Source organism: Jiangella mangrovi (assembly GCF_014204975.1).
Taxonomy (GTDB): domain Bacteria; phylum Actinomycetota; class Actinomycetes; order Jiangellales; family Jiangellaceae; genus Jiangella; species Jiangella mangrovi.
The window spans coordinates 3,729,780-3,742,812 of the sequence record NZ_JACHMM010000001.1 but is presented as its reverse complement, the minus strand read 5'-3'; the positions used below and the strand labels follow the sequence as shown (position 1 = coordinate 3,742,812).

The 13,033-nt window shown below is 73.8% G+C and carries 10 protein-coding genes; 6 read left to right on the top strand and 4 right to left on the bottom strand.

What is annotated here, in order from left to right; all coding sequences use genetic code 11:
* Positions 1–66 precede the first annotated feature (66 nt).
* Entirely contained in the window at positions 67–948 is an 882-nt protein-coding gene (locus HD601_RS17305; RefSeq protein ID WP_184823872.1) for a LysR family transcriptional regulator, read from the top strand.
* On the opposite strand, the gene HD601_RS17300 is transcribed toward HD601_RS17305, so the two are convergent.
* On the bottom strand, positions 942–1,313 hold the full coding sequence (locus HD601_RS17300; RefSeq protein WP_184823870.1) for a winged helix-turn-helix transcriptional regulator: 372 nt from the start codon (positions 1,311–1,313) through the stop codon (positions 942–944). The genes HD601_RS17305 and HD601_RS17300 overlap by 7 nt on opposite strands.
* Before the next feature lie 82 nt (positions 1,314–1,395).
* Between HD601_RS17300 and HD601_RS17295 the strand changes: the two genes are divergently transcribed.
* Entirely contained in the window at positions 1,396–1,806 is a 411-nt protein-coding gene (locus HD601_RS17295) for a RidA family protein (protein WP_184823868.1), read from the top strand.
* Between the two features lie 66 nt (positions 1,807–1,872).
* On the opposite strand, the gene HD601_RS17290 is transcribed toward HD601_RS17295, so the two are convergent.
* Complete coding sequence (locus HD601_RS17290; protein ID WP_184823866.1) at positions 1,873–5,871, bottom strand: metallophosphoesterase; 3,999 nt, start codon at positions 5,869–5,871, stop codon at positions 1,873–1,875.
* A 133-nt stretch (positions 5,872–6,004) separates the two neighbouring features.
* Between HD601_RS17290 and HD601_RS17285 the strand changes: the two genes are divergently transcribed.
* Both HD601_RS17285 and HD601_RS17280 read left to right on the top strand, forming a co-directional pair.
* Positions 6,005–6,802, top strand: a complete 798-nt coding sequence (locus tag HD601_RS17285; protein ID WP_184823864.1) for an AraC family transcriptional regulator — start codon at positions 6,005–6,007, stop codon at positions 6,800–6,802.
* A complete protein-coding gene (locus HD601_RS17280) occupies positions 6,799–7,866 on the top strand; it encodes a flavin-containing monooxygenase (protein ID WP_184823862.1) in 1,068 nt (355 codons plus the stop codon). Before HD601_RS17285 ends, HD601_RS17280 begins: the two co-directional genes overlap by 4 nt.
* On the opposite strand, the gene HD601_RS17275 is transcribed toward HD601_RS17280, so the two are convergent.
* Positions 7,823–8,614 carry a hypothetical protein gene (locus tag HD601_RS17275; protein ID WP_184823860.1) on the bottom strand — a complete coding sequence of 264 codons (792 nt, stop codon included), beginning with the start codon at positions 8,612–8,614 and terminating at the stop codon, positions 7,823–7,825. The genes HD601_RS17280 and HD601_RS17275 overlap by 44 nt on opposite strands.
* Positions 8,615–8,829: 215 nt before the next feature.
* Positions 8,830–9,696: a LysR family transcriptional regulator gene (locus tag HD601_RS17270; protein WP_184823858.1), complete on the bottom strand. Its 867-nt coding sequence runs from the start codon at positions 9,694–9,696 to the stop codon at positions 8,830–8,832.
* Between the two features lie 71 nt (positions 9,697–9,767).
* On the opposite strand from HD601_RS17270, the gene HD601_RS17265 reads away from it, so the two are divergent.
* Positions 9,768–10,406: a LysE family translocator gene (locus HD601_RS17265; protein ID WP_184823856.1), complete on the top strand. Its 639-nt coding sequence runs from the start codon at positions 9,768–9,770 to the stop codon at positions 10,404–10,406.
* 58 nt (positions 10,407–10,464) lie between these two features.
* Positions 10,465–12,909 carry an ATP-binding protein gene (locus tag HD601_RS17260; protein ID WP_184823854.1) on the top strand — a complete coding sequence of 815 codons (2,445 nt, stop codon included), beginning with the start codon at positions 10,465–10,467 and terminating at the stop codon, positions 12,907–12,909.
* The last annotated feature ends 124 nt before the right edge of the window (positions 12,910–13,033 follow it).

The following is a 13,033-nucleotide window of genomic DNA, read 5'->3' as shown; positions in this document are numbered from 1 at the left end:
CAACGGTGCGAGCAGAGAGGCATAACCACAACTGCAGGTTGAACAGAGGAGGTATACGCTCAGAACATGCTCGAAACGTGGTCGCTCCGCGTGCTGGTCGAGGTCGCCGACCGGGGCTCGTTCTCCGGCGCGGCCGAGGCGCTGACCATGACCCAGCCCGCGGTCTCGCGCCAGATCGCCTCGCTGGAGCACAAGGTCGGGGTCGCGCTGTTCCGCCGTGTGCCGCGCGGGGTCGCGCCCACCGCGGCCGGCACCATCGCCATCGACGAGGCGCGCGCGATCCTCGGCCGGCTGGCCGGCATGGAGGCCCGCCTCGGCGCGTTCGCCGAGCTCCGCACCGGTCACGTCCGCGTGTCGGCCTTCCCCAGCGCCAACACCGAGTTCGTCCCCGAGGCGATCCGCCGCTTCAGCGAGCTCTACCCCGGCGTCGACGTCAGCCTGGTCGTCGCCGGCTGGCGCGACATCCGCTCCGGCGGCGTCGACGTCGCGCTGGTGACCGACTGGGACACCGTCGACGACGACGGCGTCAGCGTGGTGCCGCTGCTCGAGGAGGAGCACCGGGTCGTCCTGCCGGCGACGCATCGGCTGGCCGGGCGGACCACGGTCCCGCTCCGCGAACTGCGCGGCGAGACCTGGATCGAGGGCAGCCACCCCGACTGTCTCGGCCCACTCGAGGGGCTCGCGAGGGCGCTCGGCGGGCCGCCGCGCATCGGCTTCACCTGCGACGACTGGACGGGCAAGCAGGCGCTCGTCGCCGCCGGCACAGGCGTCACGATCATGTCGACGCTGGCCGGCTCCGCCGTCCGCCCGGACCTCGCCCTCCGGCCGACCTCGCCCGCGCTCCCCCGGCGGCGCGTCCTCGCCGCCGTCGCGCCGCCGGAGGTTCGCAGCGCCGCCGCGAGCGCGATGCTGACGGTGCTCACCTCACTCGCCGCGCGCTATCACTGACCGCCGACTGAAGTCGGGCTGAAGTCGAAGTGGGCGCGGGCGCGCTCGACGTCGGGCAGGTTGACGGTGGTCCAGAGCAGCAGCGCGTCGATGAGGTCCTGCAGGGTCTTCCCCAGCGGCGTGATGCGGTACTCGACCGCGACCGGCCGGGTGCTGACGACGACCCGCTCGACCATGCCGTTGCGCTCGAGTCGCCGCAGCGTGGCGGTGAGCGACTTCTGCGTCACGACGGGGATCGCGCGGCGCAGCCCGTTGAACCGCAGCGGCTGCTCGCACAGCGCGTCGAGCACGTGCAGCGACCACTTGTCCAGCACCTGGTCGAGCAGTTCGCGGTGCCGCCCGGTGACCTGCGGGGTTTCCGTCATGACACCTAGTCTCGTTGAAGTGCCCTTCAGACACCAGGTAGACGTTGGATACCTACCAGGATCACGCGAAGGGAACCGACCGATGACGGTGCAGCTGCTCACCCCGGACGGCATGTTCCAGCCCGTCCCCTACCACCACGTCGCCGTCGGCACCGGCAGCCGGCACGTGCACGTCGCCGGGCAGATCGCCCGCGACGCCGACGGCAACCCCGTCGCGACCGGCGACCTCACCGGCCAGATCGTCCAGGCGCTGCGCAACACGGCGCGCGGCCTGGCCGGCGCCGGCGCCACCTTCGCCGACGTCGTCCGGCTGCGGTTCTTCGTCACGCACTGGCAGCCGGAGCTGTACGACGCGTTCGTGGCCGGCATCGACCAGGTCGCCGACGAGATCGGCCTCCCCCGGCCGCTCCCGCCGCTCTCCGCCATCGGCGTCGACTACCTCTTCGAGCCCGACGTGCTCGTCGAGGTCGAGGCGTACGCCGTCCTCGACTGAGCCGGCACGCGATGGTTGAGGGATCCGTGTCGCCAGGACGACACGGATCCCTCAACCATTCGGGGCCTACTCCTCAGAGAAGTACGGCCACAGCGGCGACCGCGCGTCCCACCGGCCCGGGCCGCCGTCAGCTGCCGCCGTCGTGAAGACGGCAGGCTCCGCGGCCGTGACGCCGCCGCCCGCGCTCGTCGCCGTCACGATCCACGCATAGGTCGTCCCCGGCTCGAGCGAGGGCCACGAGACCGTCGCCACCGCGCCCGAGTCGACGGTCACCGATCCCACCTCCGCCACCGGTGCGTACAGCGCCAGCGCGTCGGTCTGGAAGGTCGTCGTCCGGGTCTGGAGGTCGACCGGGAGCACCATGTTGTCCTCGGTGCCGTCGTACCGGCCGTCGGTGTCGAACTCGGTCGCGCCGAAGTTTGCCAGCAACGGCGAGTAGGTGTCGACGATCATCTCCGAGCGGTCGACGTCGAACTGCAGCAGGCGGAAGAAGCTGGCCCCGAACTGGAGCTGGTCGTCCGGTTCGTAGCCGCCGACCTCCGTCAGCCCGAGCCGCTCGGCGGACACCGTGTAGAACTGGTAGTCCGCCAGCAGCTCCACCACCCCACGCCCTATCGACCCGCCCACCTGCGGCTTGATGTTCGTGGCGACGCCGTGCTCGTGGCCGGCCAGCACCAGGAACACGTTCGGGTTCGGTTCGACGACGCGGCGGTAGAGCAGCGCGCCGTCAGGAGCCGAGAACCCGGCCAGGCGCCCGTCCGGGTTGCTCGACGGGACCAGGTAGTCGTGCGAGAGCAGGATGCCGTTGCGGTCCGGGAACCGCTGGAAGATCGAGGTGGCCCAGTCGGCCTCCTCCTTCGTCACCCCGTAGGAGAGCCCGACGACGACGAAGTCCAGGCCGCCGGCCGAGAACAGGTCGTAGTGGTTCTGGTTGTCGCCCTCGCGCCACGGACCCCCGTACGACGCCGACTCCCACTGGTCGTCGGCGGCGGCGTAGCGGTCCGGGCCGTAGTACTCGTTGTACAGCGACTCGGGCCCGGTCTCGCGGCCGGACTGGTTGTCGTGGTTGCCGGCGATGACGCCGTTCGGGATGCCGGCGCCGTCGAGCACACCCTGCTGCTCCGAGGAGAACTCGAACTCGCCGATGACCTGCTGGCGCATCGGCTCGTCCAGCGCCGGGCGGGTGTTGTTCTCGATGATGTCGCCGGTGTGGGCGGCGTAGGCGATCTTCCGCTGGTCCGCGTTGTCGACGACCCAGTCGACGATCCCCTGGTAGGCCGACGCCCAGACGGCGCGCTCCTCGGCCGTCTCCTGCTCGACGGCGCCCTCGGAGATGTACTGCGTGTCGGTGAAGTGGACGATCGAGAAGTCGTAGGTCGACGGATCGGCGAAGCCCTCGGGGTCACCGGGGTCCATGTCGTCGGCGAACGGGTCCTGCGCGGTGACCAGGACGTGCACGCGCCCGCGGTCGACGTAGCGCTGCGCGACGGTGGCCGACAGGACGGTGTTGCCCTCGACGGCGCCGCGCGCGGTCCCGACCGCGTCCCACGTCCCCGCAGCCGGGTCCCAGACGTGCAACGACGCCTGCCGCTGCGGGTCGACGACGCCCTCCCACCGCAGGAACGGCGTGTCGACGTTCGCGCGGACCCGGATGTCGAACCGCTGGTAGGTGAGCTCGCGGCTGGTCGGGGCGGCGACCGTGCGCCCGTCCAGCGGCGCGAGGTCGCGAGTCGACACCGGCCGTTCCCCCGGCACCCGCAGCGTCGTCGGCATCGTCGCCGTCGAGCCCTGCCAGGCGGTGTCGGCGCTGAAGACCTCGGCCTGCGAGAACGTCGCCTCGACGGGACCGCCGCCCGGCGTGGCCACGCGGGCCGACAATGACGCCGTCGCACCCACATCCACCGACCCCGAGGCCGGCGACAGCTCCGCCGGGACGTCCGGGATGCCGGCGCTGGTGAAGACGATCTCGCGTTCCGCGGCGTTGCCCAGCACGTCGGTGGCCGAGACCACCAGGGTGTGGTTCCCGGGCGACAGCCCCGGCCCGACCAGCCCGCCCAGCGGCACCTCCGCGCCGTCCAACGTCACCGAAGGACCGGACAGCACGCCGGACGCGTCGTCGATCGCGACGTCCAGGACCACAGCGGACGTCAGCGTCGAACCGGCCGCCGGCGTGCTGGTGACCACCTCGGGCGCGGTGTTGTCCGTCGTCAGCACGCGGGTGGCCACCTCGCCCGTCGTCGACGACGCGGCGACGGTGTGCGAGCCGTCGGGCAGCTCGGCGGTGTCGAGGTCGGCCCGCAGCCCGCGCGACGGCGCCTCGATGACGAAGTTCAGGTCCACCTCGCGGAACGGGTTCGCCGTCGACCCGCAGTCGCCGTCGCCCATGCCGTAACTGGCCTGCGGGCGCTGCGCCGTCGCCGTCCCCTCCGCCGGGGTCACCGTCACGTTGGAGACCACGAAGTCGTCGCGGTTGTTGCCGCAGCTGGTCGGGAACGTGCCGGTGACCAGGTCGATCGTGTTCCAGCCCGGCATCAGCCACTCGTTCGGGATGGTGACGTCGACGCGCTGGCTGACGTAGTCGCCGCCGAGGTCGATCTTCATGCCGTTGACCAGGAGGTGGTTGTGGTAACGCGCCTCCATGGAGTTGGTGGCGATGTCGAAGCTGACGGTGGCCAGGCCCGACCCGAGCGTGGGCCGCTGGTGCGTGGCCGGCGCGTCGATGACGTAGCGCAGCTCCACCTCGCGCAGCGCCGTCGTGCTGGTGCCGCAGGACCCGTCACCCATCGCGTACGACGGCGCGATCTGCTGCCCCGTCGCGGTGCCCTCGGTGAGCGTCAGCGCCAGGTTCGACAGGGTGAAGTCGTCGCGGTTCACGCCGCACGACTCGTTGCGCCCGCCGGTGACGATCGTGATGACGTTCTCGCCCGGGCGCAGGTACTGGTTCGGGATGGCGAAGTCGACGCGGCGGCTCACGTAGTCGCCGCCCAGGTCGATCTTCTTGCCGTTGACCAGCAGATGGTTGTGGTAGCGGACGTCGAGGGAGTTGCTGCCGACGTCGAAGCCGAACGTGGCCGCGCCGTCGCCGAGGGTCGGCGCGGTGACCGGCTCGGCGCCGTCGACGGTGAGGTTCGGCACGCCGCCGGGCGTCCCCGCCGGGAACGACGCGAACACGGGCTGGATGCCCGCCGTCAGCGTGCCGTCGGCCGGGGCGAGGTGCGGGGCGCCGGTCGGGGCGTTGTTGACGGTGACGGTGTGCGTGACGGTCGTGTTCGACGCGGTCCGGGCCACGATCTCGTGCGGGCCGTTCGCCAGCGCCGTCGTGTCGACCTCCGCCGTCAGGCCGGTGGTGCCCTGCGGCTCGCTCGCGACGTCGAAGGTCAGCTCGGCGGTCAGCAGCAGCGACGTGTTCGAGCCGCAACTGCCGTCACCGAAGGAGTAGCTGAACTCGTTCGCCTCGCCGTCCGCGACCTCGCCGAGCAGTTCCAGCGTGAAGTCCGACAGCACGAAGTCGTCGTAGTTGGTGCCGCAGCTCGACGAGACAGTGCCGGCGAAGACCTCGACGGTGTTCTCGCCCTGGCGCAGCTGGTCGTTCGGGATGTCGAGGCTCACCCGCTCGTTGACGGCGTCGCCGAGGTCGATGCGGTGGGTGCCGTTGACCAGCACGTAGTTGCGGTAGCGCGCCTCGGTCGAGTTGCTGCCCACGTCGAAGTTCAGCGTCGAGACGCCGACGGTCGGGGTGGCGCCCTCGATCGGGGTGCCGTCGACGGCCAGGCTCGTGACGTCGTCGCCCGCGGTCGCCGGGACCGACGCGACGGTGACGACACCCTCGAGGTACGCGCCGTCGGCGGGCGTGAGGCTCGGCGGCGCGACGGCGGCAGCGGGCCGCGCGCGCTCGGCCGCGGCCTCGGCGGCCTCAGCCGCCTCCTCGGCCTCAGCCGCCTCCGTCGTCGCGTAGGACGCCGGCCAGGTGGCGCCGACGAGCACGGCTGCCAGTGCCGCGGCGACGATGCCGGCCCGTCTCGCGCGTCTCGCGCGGCGGGCGGGCTGACGTGGGGGGTGCGTCATCGACCAGGCCTCTCTTCGGGGGATGAACGCAGGATTGTCGCGATGGCCGGGAACCTCCCCGGGGCCGCCCAGGGAAACGGCGGTGACCGTTACGTGAATCCTTCGGGTGCGGCGTTCGGGGCAGACTGGGGCGATGGCAGCGCAGCGATGGGTCGGCTGGGTGTCCGTGCGCCCGGGGCGGCTGACGTACGCCGGCGCCCTCGGGTCCGCCGCCGAGCACGCCCACCACGCCGTCCAGCTCATGGTCACGGCGGGCGCGCCGATCCTGCTGGCCGACGGCGACGGCGTCGAACGGGAGTTCCGCGGCGTCGTCGTCCCGCCGAACGTGCCGCACGCGATCCTGCGCGGCAGCACCGACGCGCTGCTGGTGCTGATCGACCCGTTCTCGGCGACGGGGCGTTCCCTTCCGGGTGGCGACGGCGACGGCGTCCGCTCGGTCTCGTCGTGGCGGACGGTCCCCGGCGGCGACGGCGGCCGCTGGAGCAGCGTCGAGGCGGCCGAGGAGTTCGTCGAGTCGGTGGCCGGGTCGGGCGCTGTTCCCGAAGAGCCCGAGCACCCGGCCGTCCTCGAGGCCGCGGCACTGGTGCGCGAACGGATCGACGACGGGCAGCTGCGCCTCGGTGACCTGGCCGCCGCCGTCGGGCTGTCGGAGAGCCGGCTCGGGCACCTGTTCTCCGCGCAGGCCGGGCTGCCGTTCCGCCGCTACGTGCTGTGGCAGCGGCTGCAGCGGGCGCTGGCGCTGCTCGCGGGCGGCGCGTCGCTGACGGACGCGGCGCACGGGTCCGGCTTCGCCGACGCCGCCCACCTGACGCGCACGTTCGTCCGGATGATCGGCGCGCCGCCGTCGCGGCTGGCGAAGGACGTGCGCTGGGTGGAACAGCCGAATCGTTCAAGCCTCGGGCCCGGGTCGGCCCGCACGCTGGAGGCATGAGCCAGGACATCGTCATCATCGGGGCCGGCCAGGCCGGTCTCGCCGCGGGCCGCGCGCTCGCGATCGCCGGACACGAGCCGTTGCTCCTCGACGCGGCCCCCGCCATCGGGCACAGCTGGCGCGAGCGCTGGGACTCGCTGCGGCTGTTCACCCCCGCCCGCTTCGACGGGCTGCCCGGCCTGCCGTTCCCCGGCGACCCGGACCACCATCCCGGCAAGGACGAGGTCGCCGACTACCTGCGCTCCTACGCCTCGACGTTCGACCTGCCCGTGCGGCTGTCGTCGCCGGTATTGCGGCTGACGCGCAGTGGCGACGGGTTCGCGCTGGCCACGCCGGACGGGGAGATCGAGGCGCGGCAGGTCGTCGTCGCGACCGGGCCGTTCCAGCGTCCGGTCGTCCCGCCGCACTCCCTGACGGTGCCGAGCCCGCACACGTCGGAGTACCGGCGGCCCGGGCAGCTCCCCGACGGCCCGGTCGTGGTGGTCGGCGGGGGCAACTCCGGCGTCCAGATCGCCGCCGAGCTCGCCGCGTCCGGGCGGTCCGTCACCCTCGCCGTCGGCACCCGGCAGCCCGCGCTCCCGCAGCGGCTGCTCGGCCGCGACCTCTTCCACTGGCTGAACCGCGTGGGCGTCGTCCGGATCCCGTCGGACACCCGCATCGGCGCCCGGATCCGCCGTCGTGAGCCGCTGATCGGGACCAGCCTGCGCGCCCTTCGTCGTGACGGGGTCCGGCTCGCCGGCCGCGTGGTCGCCGCGTCGGGCGACACCGTCACGACGGCCGACGGCGGGACCCTCCGCGTCTCCGCCGTCGTCTGGGCGACCGGGTACCGCGTCGACCACGGGTGGATCGACATCGAGGGCGCGGTCGGCCCGGACGGCGCGCCCGTGCACACCCGCGGCGCCGGCGTCGTGCCCGGCCTGCACTATCTCGGCCTGCCGTACCAGTACAGCCGCGGCTCGGCGCTGCTGGGCTGGGTGGGCGACGACGCGGGCCGGCTCGCCACCCGCGTCGCCGCGCCCGTCAACGCGGGCGACGCAGCGCGACGTAGAACAGCAGCGCGCTGATCCCGAGGCCGACCACACCGCCCACGAGCAGTCCGAACGCGACCCACGGCAGCACCGGCAGCTCGGCGGCCACGCGCGCCGTCACGTCGACGCCCGCACTGCCGTCGGCGTTCATCACGACGACGACCCAGCGGCCGTCCCGCGGCTCGAAGGTCAGCGTCTGGTCGCCGCTGCCGCTCGCCTGCACGGCCCAGAACTGCTGCTCTGCGGGGACGGTCTCGGGCGCCGCGCCGTCGTGCGCGGTGTAGTCGACGTCGTCGTCGCCGCTGATCCGGGTGACCTCGTCGTAGCCGAGGCCGGCCAGGTAGTCGGCCGCGTCGGACTCGCGCGCCAGCCCCACGAACACGTCCTGGTCGCCGCCGTCGACGCGCAGCTGCACCTCGCCGAGCACGTCGCTGGCCTGTGCCCAGTCCGGTGCGTTGGTGTCGATGTCGAGCGCCGGGCCGACCAGCGCGTACGAGTCGGTCTGCAGCCGGACCTGCTCCGTCGTCAGGTAGCCGTCGCTGTCGCGCTGGGTCTGGTCGACCACCAGCCCGGTGATGCCCGCGGCCAGCAGCGCCAGCGAGCCGATGCCGACGATCACCGCCAGCACCAGCGCGATGATCCGGCCCGCGGTCATGCGCCGCTGCGGGCGCTCCTCCGGCGCCGGCCCGTCCGGCGGGACCGTGTCGCTCGGCGGGACGGGGCCGCCCGGAGGTACGGGGCCGCCCGGAGGTACGGGGCCGCTCGGCGGGACGGTGTCAGCCATCGGACTCTCCCCCTCGAGTCGCAGGTCGGACCAGTCCAGTCAACATCGTTTCCGGCGGCTCGGAGCGGAAATCCGCGCACCGATCACCCGGGCGAGGCGCCTCGGAAACCGGCTCACGCTCGGGAAACCGGCGGATGGCGGCCTGATGCGCCCCGCAAGCGCCGGTTTCCCGAGCGTGAGCCGGTTTCCCGGGCGCGGGAGGCGAGCAGGCCCGGTCACCCGGGCGAGGCGGCCTCCGTCAGGGCGGCGATGACGGCGGCGGTGGCGGGCGGGTCGGGCGGCTCGCCGTAGGTGGCGGCATAGATGCGCCGCGGCGGCACCGCGAGCCGCGTCGCCGTGATGTCGGGATGACGGTGGGCCTGCAGCGCCAGCTCGGGGATCGTCGTCACGCCCAGACCGGCGGCGACCAGGCCCTGCATGACCACCATGTCGTCGGTGACGTGCGCCAGCCGCGGCGTGAAGCCGGCCGCCTCACACAGCTCGACGAGATGGCTGCGGCACCGGACGCAGCCGCCCACCCAGGCCGCGTCGCGGTGGTCCGCGAGCTCGTCGCCGCCGCCCCGGGTGAGCAGGTAGAGCGGGTCGTCGAGCAGGTGGACCAGGCGGACGCCGTCCTCGGGCGCGGTCTCCTCGAACCGGAAGATGACGGCGAGGTCGATGCGCCCGGCCCGCAGCAGTGCCAGCGCGTCCTCGGGATGGGCGTCGGTCAGCTCGAGCTCGAGCCCCGGATGGCGCCCGGCGAGGACGGCGGCCGCCCGGGGCACCAGCGCGCTCATGACCGAGCCGAACCCGGCCAGCCGGACCCGCCCGGCCTCGAGCCCGACCAGCGTCGACAGCTCTGCCGTCGCAGACTCGACCCGGCCGATGATCTCCGCCGCGCGGTCGGCGAGCAGCCGGCCGGCCTCGGTGAGCCGGATGCCGCGCCCGGCCCGCTGGAGCAGCTGGGCGCCGGTCTCGGCCTCGAGCCGGGTCAGGTGGTGACTGAGCGACGGCTGCGCGTAGTGCAGCGCCTCGGCGGCGGCCGTGACGGACCCGGTGCGGCGGACGGCGTCGAGGACGCGGAGCTGGACGAGACTGACCATCGACGCAGTCTATGGGTCAGCGCGCGTATTGACATTGGACCTATGAGTCGCGTGGCGGCAGGCTGAGCCGCATGACGACGTTCGCGATCGCAGCCCTGGTGCTGATCATGATGCCCGGCCCCGACCAGGTCCTCATCACGCGCAACGCCCTGGCCGGTGGGACGGCCGGCGGGCTGCTCACCGTCCTCGGCGGCGTCCTCGGCCTGACGGTGCACGCGAGCGCCGCCGCCCTGGGCCTGTCGGCCCTGCTGCTGACGTCGGCGACGGCGTTCACCGCGCTGAAGATCGTCGGGGCGGCGTACCTGCTCTGGCTCGCAGTACAGACGCTGCGCTCGGCCGCCCGCACCCGCCGATCGGCGACCATGGACGAGACGGCGTCACCTGCGGCCCCCGCGCCCGCGGCCCGGCCCTGGGCGTACCTGCGCCACGGCTTCCTCTCGAACGCGCTCAACCCCAAGGTCGCGCTGTTCTTCGTGACGTTCCTGCCGCAGTTCCTGTCTCCAGGTTCCGGCTCGCCTCGGGCGGAGGCGCTGCTGCTCTCGGCGATCTTCGCCGGCCTCTACCTCACCTGGTTCGGCCTCTACGTCGCCGCCGTCGAGCGCCTCGGCCGGTGGCTGCGGCGGCCGCGGGTCCGGGCCCGCATCGAGCAGGTCACCGGCGTGCTGCTGCTGACGGTGGCCGTCCGGCTGGCGACCGCCACCGCCCACTGAGCCCGACCCGGGCGCGTCGGTAGGCTGTGGCTCCGCTCTGGGGGGAGGAGCCGAGCCGATGGGTCTCGACGACGTCGCGCTGGCGTTGCGGTCGCTGCGGCAGGATGCCGGGCTGCCGTCATACGCGGAGATCGCCCGGCGCATCGGGGTCGCCCGGGCCCTGCGCGGGGTGCCGCTCAGCGAGCGGCGGCCGGCGCGGGCCACCGTCTACGACTGCTTCCGCACCGAGCGGCGCCGCCTCGACATCGACCTCGTCGTCGAGATCGTCCGGGCCCTGGGCGCCGACGACGCCGAGGCGGCCCGGTGGGCGCAGCTCTGCCGAGTCGCGCAGAGCAGGGCCGACGCCGCCACCGTCGTCACCGTCCACGCGACGCTGCCCGCCGGGTCGGTCTTCGTCCCCCGCCGGGCCGCGACCGAAGCGGCGCTCGCGGCGATCGAAGCGGCCGCCGCGCCCGGCGGGACGCGGGTCGTCTGCCTCGAGGGCATGCCCGGCAGCGGGAAGTCCCGGCTCGCCGTCGAGCTCGCCCGCACCCTGACGGCCGACGACGGCGGCGCCAGCGGCCAGCTCCACGCTGACCTGCGCGGCTTCCACCCGGAGCTGCCGCCCGCAGCACCAGCGGCGGTTCTCGAGGGGTTCCTCCGGCTGCTCGGCGTACCCGCCCGCGAACTCCCGGCCGGCCAGGACGAGCGGCGCGCGCTGCTCGAACGACACCTGCGCGACCGCCGCCACGTCGTGGTCCTCGACGACGCCGCCGACGCCGGCCAGCTGCTGCCGCTGCTCCCCACCGGCGCCGACGCCGTCGTGCTCGTCACCAGCCGCACCGCCGTGAGCGAGACGCTGACCGCCACGGACGCCGTCGTCACCCGGGTGCCGGTCGGCCCGTTCAGCCCGGACGAGGCGGTCGAACTGCTGCGCCGCGTGGCCGGAGCGGACCCCGTCGACGCCGATGCCGTGGCCGCCGTCCGCCTGGTCGAGGCCGTCGGGTGCCTGCCGCTGGCCGTGCACCTCACCGCCACGCGTGTCGCCGCGCGACCGTCCTGGAGCGTCGCCGACCACCTCGACGCGCTGCTCAGCCGCGGCGCCGCGGTGCGCCTCGACGAGGCCGTGTACTCGACGCTCGAGCTGTCCTACCTGGGCCTCTCCCCCGCGGCGCAGGCGACGCTGCGGCTGCTGGCGGTCCACTCGTGCCCCGAGCTCGACGAGGCCGCCGTCGCCGCCCTGACCGGCGCAGACACCGTCGATGGCAGGGACGCCCTCGCCGAGCTGCGGGCGCACCACCTGGCCGGCGAGCCGCGGCCGGGCCGGTTCGCGCTGCACTCGCTGGTGCGGCTGTTCGCGCTGGACCGCTCGCACGACGACGACCGCCCGGCCGAGCGCGCCGCGGCGACCGACCGGCTGTGCGACCACTACCTCGCCCAGGTGTGGGCCGGCTACCACGCCATGTTCGCGCCCATGGGCATCGTCAACCGCCTCCCGCCCGACGGCGTCGACGTGCCGGAGGTCGACGACGAGACGGCCCGCCAGTGGCTCGAGGCCAACCTCGGCAACCTGTTGACGCTGGCCGGCCACGGGCCCGAGCTGGGCCGGCCGGAGCTGGCGAGCGGGCTGTCCGACGGCGCCTCGTGGTGGCTGAACCGCTACGGCCGCCACACCGAGGCGAAGCTGCTGCACGGGCTGGCCCTCGACGCGGCGCTGCAGGCCGGCGACCGCGTCGGCGAGGCGCGGGCGCGGCTCGACCTCGGCCAGGTGCTCGTGCGCCTCAACGAGTGGGACGACGCGACGGTGCAGCTGGTCCGCGCCGAGCGACTGTTCTCCGACGCCGGCGACCTGTACCCGACCAGCGCGGCGAACAACTCGCTGGCCATCATGGACGTCCACCGGGGCCGCCTCGACCAGAGCATCGAGCGGTTCACCCGCTGCGTCGAGCTGGCCCGAGCGGCCGGCAACGAGCACGGGGTCGCGACGGCGCTGAACAACATCGCGATCGTGCACCGGCGGGCCGGCCGCCCGGATCGGGCGCTGGAGTTCCACGGCCTGGCCATGGAGCAGGCCGAGGGCATCGGCGACCGGTACGTGCTGGTCGACGCGCTGACGAACCGGTCGGAGGCGCAGCTGCTGCTCGGCCGGCTCGACGACGCGCTCGCCTCGGCCACGCGCGGGCTGGCCATGGCCGAGGAGCTCGACGACGTGCCCGCGATCGCCTACGCGCACGACGCCGTCGGCAAGGTCCGCGCGGCCGGCGGCGACCACGCCCCCGCCGTCGACCACTACGAGACGGCGCTGCGGCTGAGCCGCGAGCTGACCGACCGGCACCTCGAGGCCGGCGTGCTCAACGACCTCGGTGCCACCCGCCTTCGCCGCGGCGAGCTGGGACTCGCCCGCGACTGCCACCAGGAGGCGCACACCGTCGCGACCGAGATCGGCGACCGGTTCGAGCAGGCCAGAGCCGAGTCCGGGCTGGCAGACGTCCAGGCGGCGTCGGGGGCGGCGGAGCCGGCCTGACCCCGTCCGCGCCCGGCACCGATCGGATCCGTCCGGATCTGTATGGGATCGCGGCGGGAGGCTGACGCCGTCGCCAGACTGCAGCCGTAACGACAGTGCGGCCCGCGACTCGCGGGCCCGAGGC

Excerpts from the sequence above, each read along its gene's own strand:
- HD601_RS17285 (WP_184823864.1), top strand. The coding sequence starts at position 6,005 with ATGGCAGCGCAGCGATGGGTCGGCTGGGTGTCCGTGCGCCCGGGGCGG.
- HD601_RS17305 (WP_184823872.1), top strand. The coding sequence starts at position 67 with ATGCTCGAAACGTGGTCGCTCCGCGTGCTGGTCGAGGTCGCCGACCGG.
- HD601_RS17295 (WP_184823868.1), top strand. The coding sequence starts at position 1,396 with ATGACGGTGCAGCTGCTCACCCCGGACGGCATGTTCCAGCCCGTCCCC.
- HD601_RS17270 (WP_184823858.1), bottom strand. The coding sequence starts at position 9,696 with ATGGTCAGTCTCGTCCAGCTCCGCGTCCTCGACGCCGTCCGCCGCACC.
- HD601_RS17275 (WP_184823860.1), bottom strand. The coding sequence starts at position 8,614 with ATGGCTGACACCGTCCCGCCGAGCGGCCCCGTACCTCCGGGCGGCCCC.
- HD601_RS17290 (WP_184823866.1), bottom strand. The coding sequence starts at position 5,871 with ATGACGCACCCCCCACGTCAGCCCGCCCGCCGCGCGAGACGCGCGAGA.
- HD601_RS17260 (WP_184823854.1), top strand. The coding sequence starts at position 10,465 with ATGGGTCTCGACGACGTCGCGCTGGCGTTGCGGTCGCTGCGGCAGGAT.
- HD601_RS17280 (WP_184823862.1), top strand. The coding sequence starts at position 6,799 with ATGAGCCAGGACATCGTCATCATCGGGGCCGGCCAGGCCGGTCTCGCC.
- HD601_RS17300 (WP_184823870.1), bottom strand. The coding sequence starts at position 1,313 with ATGACGGAAACCCCGCAGGTCACCGGGCGGCACCGCGAACTGCTCGAC.
- HD601_RS17265 (WP_184823856.1), top strand. The coding sequence starts at position 9,768 with ATGACGACGTTCGCGATCGCAGCCCTGGTGCTGATCATGATGCCCGGC.